The following is a 14,990-nucleotide window of genomic DNA, read 5'->3' as shown; positions in this document are numbered from 1 at the left end:
GTGTTCATTGAAGGTGCTTGATTTTCCATGAAATCAGGATCATGCCACGCACCATGAAAATCGAACTCACTTCTGAACAAAAACGACAACTCGAACTAATGCATGATTACGATCGTGATGGTCGAGTACGTGACCGTATAAAAGCCGTTTGGCTGGCTTCTGAGAGCTGGAGTCAAGTCATGATTTATCAAGCTCTTCGTATCCATGAATCTACCGTCGCACGTCATCTTAGTGATTATGTTCTCTCTGAAAATCTCAAGCCTGAAAACGGTGGTAGCCAGCGTCGGCTTTTTTTCGTAAGCATCACCGACGCAACTCTCATTCCGCATACATAACAAAAAGAACACGAATCTTTTTATCGTCATACTTGTAGAAAATACGACACGGATTTACGACGACTTCACAATAATTGAGGTGCTGGTGGAATGCGTCCATACTCTGGAAAATCGACCAAACATTCAACTTTTGCGAAAACGGTTTACACCAGTCACTTGGTAGCCACGACATTTTCAATTGCTATGTATTCAGCCGTATCACTCAGATCGGACAGAGTCAGCTCGGTGCAAATGATTTCAGCCATTTTGACATTCTTTCCTTCGCATCTTTATGGCTGACGACTTTGCCATCCGCTAAAGCTCGCTCGCCACGAGCAATGCCTTCAGCATCCAGCATCGTAAGTGTTCAAACGGCTAACGCCCGCCTAAGGGGCTGACTGCATTTAAATACAAAGACTCCCCCACCCCAAACTGAACCGTTCATAAAGCATTCACATTCAACCGCTACGTTAGCTCAATATCTTCGAGAGCTGTCATGTGAAACCACTTAAACGCTATCAATACGAACGCTATGCCGTGCTGTGCAACCTTGCTTATCCCAGAGTGTTTAGGCAGACACGTTACGGTTTTGATCCGAACGGTCAGCACATCATCCGTAACCAGTTTGGTAAAATCATGATTCGAGTGCTGTGGAGTAAAAACCAAGAAGAGGCCGTGGTGGTCATTAAAGGTTCGCACAGTGTCAGTGATTGGCTTTTTAACTTTGCAATGTGGACACGCAGTTGTAAGCACTTAGGATTGGATTACCGTATTCATGCGGGCTTTTACCATCTCCTGCATCAAGAGAGCCTGCCAACGCGCAACGAAGATAAACTCGGCCTATCGGTTTTACAGCGGCTGGAAGCCGTCGTTGTTCCTCTGATCGAGAGCGGCAAACGCATTGCCATTACTGGCCACTCTTCGGGTGGGGCAATTGGGTGTATCTTTGCTGACTACATCGAAAAGAAATACCCAAAATGCATCAAACGCATTGTAACATTCGGCCAACCCGCGATTGGTAATTGGCGTTTTCGTCAACGCTACGCGCTTAGTCACAAAACCTATCGTATTTGTTGTGACCTCGACATCGTCACCTTTATGCCACCCATTCCTTTAATCTATTGGCATGTGGGTAAATTGCTGTGGCTTTACAATGGGCGGATTTACGAAAACACACCAACGTTCATTCGATTAGGCAGGTCTTTATTGAGCTGGCTAATTCGTCCGTTTTCATATCATTTGATGAGTAAGTACATTCGCAATAAGGATTTTTTTGATGAAAGGTAGCCATTGATCGAGACTATTTTGAAACGAGAAATCCCAGCAATTGGCTGGGATCTTCGATAATGGAGGCGCGACCCGGAGTCGAACCGAGGTCCACGGATTTGCAATCCGCTGCATAACCAGTCTGCCATCGCGCCTTTAATTTTTTGTTGCTCTTAATGAGCAAAGAATAGATGGTGCCCCGGGCCGGACTTGAACCGGCACGACTCGAAAGTCGAGGGATTTTAAATCCCTTGTGTCTACCAATTTCACCACCAGGGCACGCAATTCTGGATTGCGATGCCGTCAACTGAATCAGTTACACACCATCGAAAATTTTTTGAAGTACATTCGCTAGCTTTGTTATTAACAACATTTGGCTATTAACAACATTTGTTATTAAGAACATTTGCTATTAAACATTGCTTTGCAGCTTTTAATAACTTTGCTCATCTTGCTGAACAACTAGCTCATGCACATTGTTCTTTCTCATGCACATTGTTCTTCCGAGCTTTGCCGTGAGAACGAGGCGTACTTTAACGGATTAAGAAAATGAGTCAACAATAAATTTTCCACTTATGAATCAAGTGACTAAGAATCGACCCGCAAAGGATAGAAGGCGGACAATTAGAGCAACAATCCATCAGTTTTTATCAAGTGATCGTTACCATTTTTTCATCAGCCGCCCGACGAGATTAGGATGATACGCCCAGCAGTGATCAAACATCGCCATCAACTGTGGATTACCATAGCGAGACAAACTCACCGCATGAAAACGATTTTTTTGATGTTTTAAGGTCGCGATTTTTTCTAGCAGAGCTTCCGGCGGTTTAGGTGCGATGAAATCCGACAATACGACCAAATCTGCATTGCGGTATTTGTCACTGTTCATCAGTTCAACCGATTGTTCTAGCACAGGGTCTAAATCCGTTCCGCCGTGAAATGAATAACTTAAAAAATCACTCGCTTCACGCAAGCCATCTTGCTTGGTCAGCTCATAGGTAATTTGCTGAGTAGAAAACAGCATCACGTAGCACTCGCGCCTCTCAGCCAGCGCGATCTGCATCAGAGCATAAGCCATCGCTTTAGCACACTGTTCTGGGAAACCACTCATGGAACCAGAAGCGTCCACACATACGATGAACGGCCCTTTTTCAATCTCAAACTGTTTGTGTTCTGGCTGGTACGCTTTGACTTTACGCAAGGTGCGAGACTTGCCTTGCATGCGATAGTTCATCAAACGCTTATCCACTAAATGCTTGTAGAAAACCACCTCAAGTTCAGGATAGGCAAGAAACATGGTTTCGTTGGGCAGCAGCTTGTTCAGATCATCACTTTCGTGGATGCCGACGATGTCATCCGTCGCTTGGTCCGATTTCTCCTCCACCATTTGCAGCGCTTCGGCTGGAGTGCGGTTGAGATCCGGGTCATCGACTTCGCCAGCCATGCGCCCAAGCTGTTCAGCAATCTCTTGCAATCCTTTGTTCTTTTTCAAAAATTCCGCATGGCGTTTCATGACACTGATGTCTGTTTTACTGAGCTTCGCCGATGCCATATCCCACAAACGACCGACGCTGCTTTCATCGCCCGATTCCGTGACTTTATCCATGTTTTTCATGGTTTCCATACGCTGGTACAAATCGGCCAACACTTTTTCTTTGTTACTTTCTAGTTCGTTGATTTGCGCTTGTTTAATCGCATGGCAAAGGCTTTGATACCATTGATCACAAAAGAAATGAGGGAACATGGGGTTATGTAGCCCCTTGTTTTTTTCGATTAAACGACGTGCTTGGAGATAAAATGCTGAGTGCCATTCCAACTGTTTGATTATCTCGTTAATCCGAGTAAAGAAGGTCTCTTCATTCCAGTGAATCACTTCTTGGTATAAGGTCAGCTCTTGTTGAAAACGCTCAGTTTCACACACTTTTGTAATGCGTTTTTTGACACTACCACTCCACTTAGTTAGGTGATTTTTAACTGAATTCGCCACGCCGTGGTTTTCAGCCATCATCATCACTTGCGAGCGCGCAAGCAAATCATTCACTGCCGTATCAATGATGCCCGAGTCGGCAATCATTAACGCTAAATTTAAACCATCGGCCCCAAGCATCTTCTCTCCTTACGCAAAAAACTGGTTTAGGTTTTTAAAACGAAGCACCGTTTTTTCGCATTCGATATGAGTCGATTCAAGTAATTGCTGCAGCTGCTGCAACGTCGCTTCCATAGCGGTGGGCAGTTCCGGATCAATGAAGTTATGCGGCAAAGCGCCGTGAAACTTAGAACGTACTTTGCGCAAATGATGTTCGGCATGTTGCAACTGTGCAACGGCTTGATCCGCTTTCGTAAGCCACTCTTGATAAAGACTTTCGTCTAAACCTTGCTCAGTCACCAAACTCACCAATACCGAGCGATTAGCAATATCTTTAAGAACGAGGTTATTACCAGCATCTAAATCAAACCTTAAACGGCACAAATTGGTATTTTGATTCACATAACCATACACATCGCCATGCCCCTCTTTGATCGTTCTTTCAAGTTCGATTTTAGGCACATAAACCCAGCGGCTATCGCCTTTTTCTACCTCAGAGACGGACATATTGCTTTGCAGCAATACCAATTTGACCAAGTCATGAGCGGTGCCTACCTGATAGGTTTTTGCCGATTTAGTATCAAACTGATGCACTTGCTTTTTAATCAAACCGGATGATGTTTCCAGCGAGAGCAACATGCCAAATTCAGACTCTAGCTCTTCTTGAATCTCAGCCAGCTCTTCACGACACACTACGATTTGATGTTCAACTTCTTGTTGGTCAAAAGCATGTTTCAACGCAAAGTCGCGGATAACGCGGCGCACAATATCGCGAGAATCGGGGCTATTCCAAAGACAATCTTGCAGCAATAGTAAATCAAGCGGGTTGATCGAGTCTCGGCCATTAAAAAACGCACTCGCTTTGAGCAGCTTCACCGCTTTTTTCCAACGGCGATCTGAAACGTACATATCAATACTTGCCGCAGAGGGCTGGTTTTCAACGGCATGTTCTAGCATGTTTTTCAGCTCAAATAACTTTTCAAACACGTCATCTGTCAACAGTAAATCGTCAAGTTGTCGCTGCCATGAGTGATACTCTTCATCGGTAATCGCAAGCCCTTCAGGGATGCGCGCTTCTTGTGGCGTACCAATGGTCAGCATCGATTTGAAATTCTGCTTATTTTGAATACGGTTGACAAACACACGCACTAACATGCGATCGTACAAGGCATCTAAACCACTCTCTTCATCCGGTAATTCGTTCGATGCCGAAACCAGAAGACGCATTGGAACACGTTCAATATCGCTGCCATTTTTGAAGGTCTTTTCATTCACTACCGTTAATAAGGTGTTCAAAATGGCGGGGCCTGCTTTCCAAATTTCATCAAGAAAAACCACTTGTGCAGTAGGAAGATAGCCTTTGGTTAGGCGAATATAGCGCCCATTATCTTTTAATTCTTGAATGCTTAATGGACCAAATACCTCCTCTGGTGTTGAGAAACGCGTCATGAGGTATTCAAAATAACTGCTGTTATCGAAGGCTTGGATCAGACGTTTCGCAATCAAACTTTTTGCAATGCCAGGAGGGCCGAGTAGGAAAACACTTTCCCCCGCTAAAGCAGCCAGTAGACAAAGTTTGATGGTGTCTTCACGCTCATAAACACCATCCGATAAAGCCTTAGCAAGCTTATTTATGCGATCTGAGAGTAGCGCTTTTTGCGCATGAGATGTAGGAGTAAAATTGATCACTTAAGCGCTCCAAATGGTTTGCATACATAACTTTATACGACTGTTATTGTTTTGTTACAAATAGTTTTTAGTATAAGCGCCCACTTATAGCAGATCTCTTTTCTATGAAATTCTTCGAAATCAATGTTTGCATATATGAGACTGACATCACTGATTGTGCAAGCAATATTGATACTTAGGTTATCGTTTTACTTTGTCTTAGCCACAGATTCTCGGTAAGGTTGAACCCTTATCACCATATCAGTCATTGGCTAGCCACAATTAAAGAAGAGTTTGCATGAGCAAAACCATACATACATGGAAAACCATTTCATTAGTGCAAGAGGATGTCACCCTTCCTACAGGCAAAAGCATTGAGCACACCACCATAGTCCATCCGGGCGCAGCCGTGATTTTGCCGATCACAAAGCAAGGCGATATTATTCTGATTAATCAGTTTCGCCCTTCACTCAAAAAGTGGTTGTTAGAGCTCCCAGCAGGCACTTTAGAAAAGGGGGAGCTTCCAGCCGAATGCGCGCACCGTGAGCTTGAAGAAGAGACAGGGTACAGCGCAAATGAGCTGATCGCTTTAGGGCAAGTCACACCATTAGCTGGACTTTGTGACGAAATACAGCACCTGTTTGTCGCTAAACAGTTAAGCAAGACTGCACGATTAGCATGCGACGATGATGAGGTCATTGAGGTGGTGACGCTTTCAATTCAGGAATTGGAGCAAAAAATCATTACTGGGCAAATCACAGATTCAAAAACCATTGCCTGCCTAAGTAAGGCGAAGCTGTGTGGCTATCTATAAAATACTTAGCTATCGATAAAGTGCTTAGCTATTAATAAACTACAAGCACAGATAAGAATTGAAGTGAAAATGCTTCTAGCAAAAATAGAAAAACGCATGAGGAGATTATATGGATTTTCGATCAGATACCGTTACTAAACCCACCGCCGCGATGCGTGAAGCAATGGCTAATGCCGACGTGGGTGATGATGTGTATGGCGATGACCCAACCGTCAACGCCTTAGAAGAGTGGGCCGCGCAGCGACACGGTTTTGAAGCGGCGCTATTTACCACGTCAGGCACACAAGCCAACCTGCTGGGTTTAATGTCACATTGTGAGCGTGGTGATGAGTACCTGTGTGGCCAACAAGCGCACAACTACAAATATGAAGCGGGTGGCGCCGCGGTTCTTGGCTCTATTCAGCCACAGCCAATCGAAAATAACCCTGATGGCACGTTAGACTTCGATAAACTGCGCGCGGCCATTAAACCTGATGATGCCCACTTTGCTCGCACTCAATTACTTAGCCTTGAAAACACCATCAATGGCAAAGTTCTACCACTCGCCTATTTAGCGCAAGCGCGAGCGTTTGTTGATCAACACCATTTGGCACTGCATTTAGATGGCGCGCGCGTATACAACGCTGCTGTAGCGCTGGATGTAGATGTCAAAGAGATTGCGCAATACTTTGACTCAATGACGGTCTGTTTATCTAAAGGGCTTTCCGCTCCTATCGGCTCGCTGCTGTTGGGTTCAAAAACCTACATTGCCAAGGCTCGACGTTTAAGAAAAATGCTCGGTGGCGGCATGCGTCAAGCAGGCATTTTGGCCGCAGCAGGCCATCTTGCATTGACTGAACAAGTCACTCAATTAAGGACTGATCACGACAATGCCCAATATTTAGCGCGCAAATTAGCGGACTTAAACGGGTTTTCCGTCAATCCAGATTTAGTGCAAACTAACATCGTATTTGCCAAATTAGCTGATTCTATCGATATCCATACAATTACCAATCAGTTGGCGCAAGATGGAATAAAAGTTTCGCCAGGCAATCCGGTACGTTTTGTGACCCATAAAGACGTCTCACGCGATGATATTGATTTTCTAATCAGCAAACTCTCCCTTTATCTCTGATCCAATTAACATTGTGCAGTCATAACCTTATCATCGGTTATGACTGCCAAAGCGTTTTTTCCGTGAAACTACCTATCAAATCTGGTACAACTGCGCTCGTTAAAAATGAGACGAGTTAAAAAATGACCAGAAGACAAGGCCGCCGAAGTGCCACTGATGCCCAAAAAACCAAAAGAGACATTCTAGTGGTCGCTGCGGATCTGTTTTGCGAGCTAGGTTATGCACGAGTGTCATTACGAACGATCAGCGAAAAAGCTGGGGTTTCACACAGTTTGCTGCGTCATCATTTCGGTAGTAAAGAGCAAATATGGCGCAGTATCAGCGATGGTCTCCATCTTTATATGGAGAATTATTTACGTCATATATTGAAAGAGATCCCAGCCAACACCCCCGCCAACGTGCAGTTGTATTTGTTCATGGTACGGCTACTCGCGCATATGCTGACCGTCAAACAGCCGATTCAGCTGATCGCCGATGCGGTAAGACAAGAAGATGCTCTGTTTGATTATTTTATCGACAGTGCAGGTGAAATTGAGCAGCTCGTCGAACAACTTGCCGAACAATATAACCGTGAATTTTCAGCCACACCAATAAAGGTGTGGGAGATAAAATGGCAGATGATCATGTATGCGCACGGCGCGGCGAGCCTCACGCCATTTTTAAAAGAAACGTGGTCAGATGAAACTCAAGATGTAAACCAATGCTTACTAAAACATTGGCAACTCTTTAATGACTTGATGATCGCCAAGTTCCATATCGACGAAGCTCAGACGCTCTGTCCGAACTCCATCAATGAACTGCTGTATGATATTGAATCTGACCGGGCCAGATAAAGTAAGCGCTTTATCGCTTACCTCTACCCGCATGGATGTTCAGCTTTGCTTTCATCTTTCTTTTTTCCGCTGAACGGCTAGGTTTACGGCTGCTACGCTCAGTCGGTAAGGCTTCCAACAAACTCGGCTCAAACCCTTTTAACCACTCTTGCGGCAAGCGTTGATTGAGTAAAGCCTCGATCGCTTCAAGCAGATACTCTTCATCTCGACTCATCAAAGAGACAGCGAAGCCCGTTAGCCCGGCCCGGCCTGTGCGGCCAATGCGGTGCACGTAATCTTCCGCTTTATACGGCATGTCGTAGTTAACCACTTGTTCAAGTTGCTGAATGTCAATTCCACGAGCCGCAACATCGGTAGCGATCAACGCTCTAACTTTACCTGCTTTAAAATCATCCAACGCTTTTTGGCGCGCCCCTTGGCTTTTATCGCCATTGATCGAAGCCGCTTTGATGCCGTCCAATTTCAGTTCTTTGGCTAGCTCATCGCTGCCTCGTTTGGTTTTGGTAAACACCAAGACTTGCTGCCAATTACGTGAACCAATTAGATAAGCTAATAACTCGCTTTTACGTTTTTTATCCACTGGATAAACGATCTGTTTTACAGTATCAGCGGTCGCGTTGGCCGGTGAAATTTGCACGCCGACAGGGTCGCGCATCATTTTGTGTGCTAATGCTTTGATTTTGTCATCAAAGGTGGCCGAGAAAAACAGCGTTTGGCGTTCATCATTCATGCGTTGCAAAATACGTTGGATATCAGGCAAAAAACCCATATCGAGCATGCGATCGGCTTCATCCAACACCAACACTTCGGTTTGCGTCAGGATAATGTTGCGCACAAACAGATGGTCAATTAACCGCCCCGGCGTCGCAATTAAAATATCCGTACCGCCACGTAAATTACGTGTTTGCACTTGCATGCTGGTTCCACCATACGCGGTGACAATCTTCAATGTAGTGCTTTGTGCATAAGCACTTAAGCTATCAAACACTTGTTGAGCCAGCTCACGAGTCGGAACCAAAACAAGCGCGCGCACAACTTTACTATTGGCTTCTCGCTCAACTTGGTTATCAAGAAAACGTTGCAAAATAGGTAAACCGAAAGCTGCCGTTTTGCCGGTACCCGTTTGCGCCCCAGCCATGACATCTTTACCAGCCAAAACATGCGGGATAGCTTGAGATTGAACATCCGTCGGTTGTTCAAAACCTAAAGATTGCAGAGCGCTAACTAATGTGGTTGAAAGTCCTAAACGTTGGAATGGGTGCACAGTATCAGACATTGCAGCTTACCTATTGGAAATCAGGGCGCGGATTGTAACAAAGCGCAAGGTAATCGCCTATTCAAAATCAGCGGAAATCAACAGTGCTATGGAATTGATACACGAGGGGGGAATGTAAGGAGCATAGCCAGCATAGGCTGCTGGCTGGTACTATTCTGCGCTCTGTTCAGAGCATTCATGAGAGACAGAGTCATAATCGGATAAATCAAATCCGATCTCCATGGCGTCGAGCCACTCTAAACACTCATCGTTTTTATATTGGTCACTCATTAATCGACCTCCTTTGATATTTACTGAGACGGAATTATCACGTCGCAAGATCCTTTTTAAATGATTTATATGACAGTTTTTTGAAAGCGAATGGTCAAATGAATCATCACCACAATATCTATCACAGCGAAACGATTTCGACCACTCTTATTTAGCCGCCACCTTGAAGTGTAAACAAAAAAATACATTCATGGATTTTTATTTTTACAAAGCTGTTGAAAATGAATCCGAAGTTCTACAATATAGCCCAAAATAAGTGGATTAATGGTCAACACCCCGTTGCATTCATATATATCACTCCCTGAAACACAACATAACGTATAAAGAACTTTACACCATGACTCAATCAAAGATTTTCGGCAGTACTTTGATCATAGCAGGGACCACTATCGGTGCAGGCATGCTAGCTCTACCGCTCGCTTCTGCAGGTATCGGCTTTGGCACATCATTACTGATTATGATCGCCCTCTGGGCATTAATGGCTTTCACTGCATTGTTAATGGTTGAAATCCATCAATATGCAGACAAAGACGCCACCTTACATACATTGGCTAAACAGATCTTAGGGCAAAAAGGAAAGTGGGTAGCGAGCTTTGCTATGCTATTTTTGTTCTATTCGCTTTGTGCAGCTTACATTGCCGGTGGCGGCGCACAATTCACTCATCGCCTGACAGAGTTTGCTGGCATTGAGATCAGCAATCCGCTAGGCACCTTGCTTTTTACTTTACTGGTTGCACTTGTGGTGACGATCGGCACCAGAACGGTTGATAAAGTGAACCGCCTGCTGTTTGCCGGTAAAATGGTCGCGATGATTATAGTGCTCTCATTTCTTGCACCTAATGTTTCTCAGTCATACTTGCTTAGTATGCCACTTGAGCAAGGCTTAATCGTTGCTGCAATTCCCGTCATTTTCACCTCATTCGGTTTCCATGGCAGTATTCCGGCGATTGTGAATTACTTAGATGGCGACACCCCTTCGCTGCGCAAAGCCATCTTAATTGGTTCTGCTATCCCGTTGATTATTTACATTTTTTGGCAGATCGTCACGTTAGGTGTCGTTAGCCAACCTCAGCTGGTTGAGAATTCCGGCCTGAGTGCGCTAATTGTGACATTAGGGCAAACCGTTCATCAATCCAATTTAAGCAGCATTATTGGCGTGTTTGCCGACCTTGCACTTTTGACGTCATTCTTAGGCGTAAGCTTGGGCTTGTTTGAATTCATGGGCGATACGATTAAGAAAAAGAACATTCCATTGCACCGTATGGCTGCCTCCGTCATCACCTATCTGCCACCATTAGTCTTTGCGTTATTTTACCCTCAAGGCTTTATTATGGCGCTCGGTTACGCGGCTATTGCGTTGACTATTTTGGCCATATTCTTACCGATTGTGATGGTGATTAAAGTGCGTTCAAACCAAGTATTCCAACTGCAGGGTGGAACACAATATCAAGTCAGAGGCGGCAAACTGGCTTTGACCATGACAGCAACCATTGGTTTGCTGATCGTCACTTCGCAAATCTTTATTAGCCTTGGTGTACTACCCGCTCTGGGTTAGTTATCCAACCAAGTCAGATCAAAATAGCCAGTCATTTGACTGGCTATTTATTTCATTCATCGCAGAGAAGTTGAAGCAAGAGCTTAAGACTCAGGATAACCTTGTGGATTATTTGACTGCCAACGCCACGTATCTTGTGTCATCGCTTCTAGGCTGCGAGTCGCTTTCCAACCTAGATCCGCCATCGCTTTGCTTGGATCTGCCCAACACTCCGCAATATCACCAGCGCGGCGTTCGACCAATTGGTACGGCACGCTTTTACCTGACGCTTGTTCAAACGCTTTCACCATCTCTAGTACACTGTAGCCATTTCCTGTGCCTAGGTTATAAATGTGCAAGCCTGCTTGTTGGCCTACTTTTTCCAGCGCAGCAATATGACCATCGGCTAGGTCCATTACGTGAATATAATCGCGAACACCTGTGCCGTCTTTAGTTGGGTAATCACTGCCAAAAACAGAGAGAAATGCTCTTCGACCCACGGCCACTTGCGAGACAAAAGGCATTAGGTTGTTCGGAATGCCTTGTGGATCTTCACCTAACTCGCCTGATGGATGTGAACCTACAGGGTTAAAATAGCGCAGCAGTGTAATGCTCCAATCTGGGTTGGCTTTATGGAAATCGGCCAAGCACTCTTCAACCATTAACTTACTACGGCCATAAGGGTTGGTCGCGCTGGTTGGGAAATCTTCGGTAATAGGCACTGAGGCTGGGTCACCGTATACGGTTGCAGATGAACTAAAAACAAGTGCCTTCACGCCAGCTTCACGCATGGCCGCCACCAGTACCAATGTGCCATTAACATTGTTATCGTAATATTCCAATGGTTTTTCTACTGACTCACCGACTGCTTTTAAGCCTGAGAAATGGATCACCGCTTGAATATTTTGCGCTTTCATCACTTCAACCAGTTGTGCTTGGTTGCGTACATCACCATGGACGAACAGCGGCTTCACACCGGACACTTTTTCGATGCGCTCTAAAACCGATGCTTTACTATTGTATAAGTTGTCAAAAATTACGGGTGTCATACCGGCGTGGATCATTTGAATGCAGGTATGGCTGCCGATATACCCCATCCCGCCTGTCACTAATACTTTCATTGTTTTTACCTTCTGACATTGGTTGTGCAAGTTTAACGACTTTCAACCTAAACTTCACTTATAAATCAATCTGCTTTAATGTTTGTCTATCAGGCCAATTCGCTCTCTTTCGGCCCATACTTATCGCCAAACAATGAATCGGATCACTGTATATTGCTTTTGATTACGGCAAGTTACTCAAAATGGACACTCAAGGATGATGCAACCCGTGACAAAAAGAACAATCACTCTCAATTGTGACATGGGCGAGAGCTTCGGTGCATGGCAAATGGGCGCTGATGAGTTGGTGATGCCTTGGATTGACATGGCCAATATTGCGTGTGGCTTTCATGCCTCTGACCCACACGTGATGAGCCGAACGATTGAGCTGGCGATTCAATTTGATGTAATGATTGGCGCTCACCCGGGTTACCACGATTTGCAAGGTTTTGGTCGCCGTTCAATGAGTTTTAGCGAAGAAGAGATATGCGAGTTACTGATTTACCAGATTGGCGCACTCAAGGCATTATGTGAGAGCAAAAATGCCGAGATAAGCTACGTCAAACCTCATGGGGCTTTATATAACGATATGATGCGTGACAAATCTGTCTTTCGCGCAGTGGTCGATGCAGTTTCTTGCTTCAATGTGCCCTTGATGATCTTAGCTTCAGGCAATAACCAAGATTACCTCGATATCGCCGATATTTATGACGTGCCATTGCTGTTTGAAGCCTTTGCCGACCGAACTTATCTCGCTAATGGTATGCTCACTCCAAGAGGCCAAGCCAATGCAGTGCTGACGAATGAAGAGGCGATCATCAATCAAATTAAACAACTGGTTGATTACGGAAAAGTGACCAGTTCGGATGGCTTTGTGATCCCTATCGAAGCCGATACAATTTGCGTGCATGGCGATAACCCGGCGGCGATTGAACTGATAGAGAAAATCCGAATTTGTCTACGAGAGCGTTGAACCATTACACGTGTATCTCCTAGCAGCCACAACGTCATCACAAGGAGTGTTAAGTGACATTGGACTACAGCATTGAACCCGTTGCGGAATGCAGCCTCTTATTGCGTTTTGCTCACCCGCCATCGGCCGATCTCTCACTCGATATCGGACAAATTGCGCAACAGATCATGGTGCAGTTTTCTGCTTACCTGATGAATGTCACCCCTTCTTACACTACCATTTTGATCGATTACCTTCCTTATCGTATAAGTCAAAGGGAGCTAGAGCAGCAATTGATCACAGCGATCTCGGCCTTATCTTTAGCTGTGGAAGCCACCCACAATTTGGTTGAGCTTGGCGCTTACTACGATGAAAGTGTCGGCCCAGATTTAAAGCGCTACCATGCGCTTGGTTTATCCACGCAACAAGTTATCGCGCTGCACACTCAAACGGTCTACACCGTTTGTGCCGTCGGTTTTGCACCAGGCTTTGCCTTTATGGCTGAAGTAGATGAACAATTACGCTTACCGCGCCATGCCACCCCACGCCTTAGTGTGGTCAAAGGCAGCGTCGCGATTGCAGAACAGCAAACGGCCGTCTATCCGAACAACTCTCCCGGAGGATGGAATATCATCGCCAATTGCCCCCATGCGCTCTTTTCTCCTCATCAAACACCAATGACGCCTTTTTCGATTGGAACTAAAGTGAAGTTTACAGCGATGACTCGCGAGGAGTTTTTATCATTGGGAGGTGAAATACCTCAATTAGCCGCGCAGTGGGAGCACCATTCATGAGCCCCCTACTACAGGTGATAAAACCCGGTCAACTGAGCTTAATTCAAGATTTTGGTCGCTTTGGTCTCAGTCATATCGGTGTTACTCAATCAGGACCAGTCGATGATTACGCCTACAGTTGGGCCAACCATTTACTGGGTAACCGAATCAATTTAGCAACGCTTGAAATCACCCTTGGTCAGGCGGAATTTCATGTTAAACATCCATGTATGCTGGCCATTGCAGGTGGTGATTTATCGGCCACGTTAGATGGAAAACTGATTGGTAATTGGCAAAGCTTTAGCGCGCAAGCCGGGCAAACACTGAAATTTGGCCTAGCCAAAAATGGCTTAAGAGCTTATTTGGCCGTGCGCGGAGGGTTCATTGTGCCTCACCATTTAGGTAGTGTTGCCACCGTACCCAAAGAACAGCTTGGTGGGTTAACGCAAAACGGCGTACCACTGCAAGCGGGCGATTCACTGTACTTTAATCCCCACGCTATCGATAACAAACCCGTACACATCACTTTTCGTTATAAGCCTGATTATAATCTGCCACTTAAATTACGCGTCATTGAAGGCTACCAAGCCCTGCAATTTTCATCGCAGCAACTCGATCTCTTTTATCAAACCAGCTTCACTGTCAGTCAGCATGCCGATCGCATGGGCTATCGTCTTAATGGCGATACGGTTACCCCACCCGCGACACCTATTTTATCGGAAGGAATTGCTTTGGGGGCGATTCAAATCCCGCCAGATGGCCAACCGATCATTTTACTCAACGATCGCCAAACCATCGGCGGTTACCCTAAATTAGGGTGTGTGGCTCGCATTGATCTGCCCCGTTTGGCGCAAGCAAAACCGGGGCAGAAAATACGTTTTGTCAAAGGTGATATACAAGGCCTGCAAGAGGTTTGGTGCCAATGGGCGCGTTATTTCGGCTACTAACGACTATCACCTTGCTCCTTTAGAAAACCGCAAGGTGTCACCA

At 45.3% G+C, this 14,990-nt stretch carries 12 protein-coding genes, 2 tRNA genes and 3 pseudogenes; 9 read left to right on the top strand and 8 right to left on the bottom strand.

What is annotated here, in order from left to right; genetic code table 11:
* Window positions 1–53: 53 nt before the first annotated feature.
* Window positions 54–290, top strand: a pseudogene (locus VOR_RS16680) (helix-turn-helix domain-containing protein); the annotation flags it as partial.
* Window positions 291–318: 28 nt separating this feature from the next.
* On the opposite strand, the pseudogene VOR_RS18225 reads toward VOR_RS16680, so the two are convergent.
* Together VOR_RS18225 and VOR_RS0103385 are read right to left on the bottom strand one after the other, a co-directional pair.
* Window positions 319–580: pseudogene (locus tag VOR_RS18225) on the bottom strand (type II toxin-antitoxin system RelE/ParE family toxin).
* Window positions 553–660: pseudogene (locus tag VOR_RS0103385) on the bottom strand (toxin-antitoxin system subunit antitoxin); the annotation flags it as partial. The pseudogenes VOR_RS0103385 and VOR_RS18225, both read right to left, overlap by 28 nt.
* Window positions 661–812: 152 nt before the next feature.
* On the opposite strand from VOR_RS0103385, the gene VOR_RS0103380 reads away from it, so the two are divergent.
* Entirely contained in the window at window positions 813–1,601 is a 789-nt protein-coding gene (locus tag VOR_RS0103380; RefSeq protein WP_010318323.1) for a lipase family protein, read from the top strand.
* Window positions 1,602–1,661: 60 nt separating this feature from the next.
* On the opposite strand, the gene VOR_RS0103375 is transcribed toward VOR_RS0103380, so the two are convergent.
* From VOR_RS0103375 to VOR_RS0103360, 4 genes are all read right to left on the bottom strand, one after another.
* Window positions 1,662–1,735 (bottom strand) — tRNA-Cys (locus VOR_RS0103375).
* 37 nt (window positions 1,736–1,772) lie between these two features.
* Window positions 1,773–1,859: transfer RNA gene (locus VOR_RS0103370), tRNA-Leu, on the bottom strand.
* Window positions 1,860–2,241: 382 nt separating this feature from the next.
* Window positions 2,242–3,687: an ATPase RavA stimulator ViaA gene (gene viaA, locus VOR_RS0103365; protein ID WP_010318322.1), complete on the bottom strand. Its 1,446-nt coding sequence runs from the start codon at window positions 3,685–3,687 to the stop codon at window positions 2,242–2,244.
* Between the two features lie 9 nt (window positions 3,688–3,696).
* Window positions 3,697–5,355 carry an ATPase RavA domain-containing protein gene (locus VOR_RS0103360; RefSeq protein ID WP_010318321.1) on the bottom strand — a complete coding sequence of 553 codons (1,659 nt, stop codon included), beginning with the start codon at window positions 5,353–5,355 and terminating at the stop codon, window positions 3,697–3,699.
* A gap of 277 nt (window positions 5,356–5,632) precedes the next feature.
* On the opposite strand from VOR_RS0103360, the gene VOR_RS0103355 reads away from it, so the two are divergent.
* The 3 genes from VOR_RS0103355 to VOR_RS0103345 all read left to right on the top strand — a co-directional run bounded on the left by VOR_RS0103355 (window position 5,633) and on the right by VOR_RS0103345 (window position 8,095).
* Entirely contained in the window at window positions 5,633–6,148 is a 516-nt protein-coding gene (locus VOR_RS0103355) for an NUDIX hydrolase (protein ID WP_010318320.1), read from the top strand.
* Window positions 6,149–6,257: 109 nt separating this feature from the next.
* Window positions 6,258–7,262: a low-specificity L-threonine aldolase gene (ltaE, locus tag VOR_RS0103350; protein WP_010318319.1), complete on the top strand. Its 1,005-nt coding sequence runs from the start codon at window positions 6,258–6,260 to the stop codon at window positions 7,260–7,262.
* A gap of 122 nt (window positions 7,263–7,384) precedes the next feature.
* On the top strand, window positions 7,385–8,095 hold the full coding sequence (locus VOR_RS0103345; RefSeq protein ID WP_010318318.1) for a TetR/AcrR family transcriptional regulator: 711 nt from the start codon (window positions 7,385–7,387) through the stop codon (window positions 8,093–8,095).
* Between the two features lie 10 nt (window positions 8,096–8,105).
* Here the strand turns inward: VOR_RS0103345 and VOR_RS0103340 are convergent, their stop codons facing one another.
* Entirely contained in the window at window positions 8,106–9,371 is a 1,266-nt protein-coding gene (locus VOR_RS0103340) for a DEAD/DEAH box helicase (RefSeq protein WP_010318317.1), read from the bottom strand.
* Window positions 9,372–9,978: 607 nt separating this feature from the next.
* Between VOR_RS0103340 and VOR_RS0103330 the strand changes: the two genes are divergently transcribed.
* The gene (locus VOR_RS0103330) at window positions 9,979–11,196 is read left to right on the top strand and encodes an aromatic amino acid transport family protein (protein WP_010318315.1); all 1,218 of its coding nucleotides are present in this window, start codon (window positions 9,979–9,981) and stop codon (window positions 11,194–11,196) included.
* An 83-nt stretch (window positions 11,197–11,279) separates the two neighbouring features.
* Here the strand turns inward: VOR_RS0103330 and galE are convergent, their stop codons facing one another.
* Window positions 11,280–12,296, bottom strand: a complete 1,017-nt coding sequence (gene galE, locus VOR_RS0103325; protein WP_010318314.1) for a UDP-glucose 4-epimerase GalE — start codon at window positions 12,294–12,296, stop codon at window positions 11,280–11,282.
* 208 nt (window positions 12,297–12,504) lie between these two features.
* Between galE and VOR_RS0103320 the strand changes: the two genes are divergently transcribed.
* The 3 genes from VOR_RS0103320 to VOR_RS0103310 are packed head-to-tail and all read left to right on the top strand — an operon-like array spanning window position 12,505 to window position 14,947.
* Entirely contained in the window at window positions 12,505–13,248 is a 744-nt protein-coding gene (locus VOR_RS0103320; RefSeq protein WP_029626860.1) for a 5-oxoprolinase subunit PxpA, read from the top strand.
* A gap of 53 nt (window positions 13,249–13,301) precedes the next feature.
* A complete protein-coding gene (locus tag VOR_RS0103315; RefSeq protein ID WP_010318312.1) occupies window positions 13,302–14,021 on the top strand; it encodes a 5-oxoprolinase subunit B family protein in 720 nt (239 codons plus the stop codon).
* Window positions 14,003–14,947, top strand: a complete 945-nt coding sequence (locus VOR_RS0103310; protein ID WP_029626859.1) for a 5-oxoprolinase subunit C family protein — start codon at window positions 14,003–14,005, stop codon at window positions 14,945–14,947. Before VOR_RS0103315 ends, VOR_RS0103310 begins: the two co-directional genes overlap by 19 nt.
* Window positions 14,948–14,990 lie beyond the last annotated feature (43 nt).

The organism is Vibrio ordalii ATCC 33509, assembly GCA_000257205.1.
GTDB lineage: Bacteria > Pseudomonadota > Gammaproteobacteria > Enterobacterales > Vibrionaceae > Vibrio > Vibrio ordalii.
Note: the sequence above shows the minus strand (reverse complement) of the source record. Positions and strands in the feature narration are given on the sequence as shown.

Coding starts and splice junctions, on each gene's coding strand:
- viaA (WP_010318322.1), bottom strand. CDS start 3,687: ATGCTTGGGGCCGATGGTTTAAATTTAGCGTTAATGATTGCCGACTCG.
- VOR_RS0103355 (WP_010318320.1), top strand. CDS start 5,633: ATGAGCAAAACCATACATACATGGAAAACCATTTCATTAGTGCAAGAG.
- ltaE (WP_010318319.1), top strand. CDS start 6,258: ATGGATTTTCGATCAGATACCGTTACTAAACCCACCGCCGCGATGCGT.
- VOR_RS0103345 (WP_010318318.1), top strand. CDS start 7,385: ATGACCAGAAGACAAGGCCGCCGAAGTGCCACTGATGCCCAAAAAACC.
- VOR_RS0103340 (WP_010318317.1), bottom strand. CDS start 9,371: ATGTCTGATACTGTGCACCCATTCCAACGTTTAGGACTTTCAACCACA.
- VOR_RS0103330 (WP_010318315.1), top strand. CDS start 9,979: ATGACTCAATCAAAGATTTTCGGCAGTACTTTGATCATAGCAGGGACC.
- galE (WP_010318314.1), bottom strand. CDS start 12,296: ATGAAAGTATTAGTGACAGGCGGGATGGGGTATATCGGCAGCCATACC.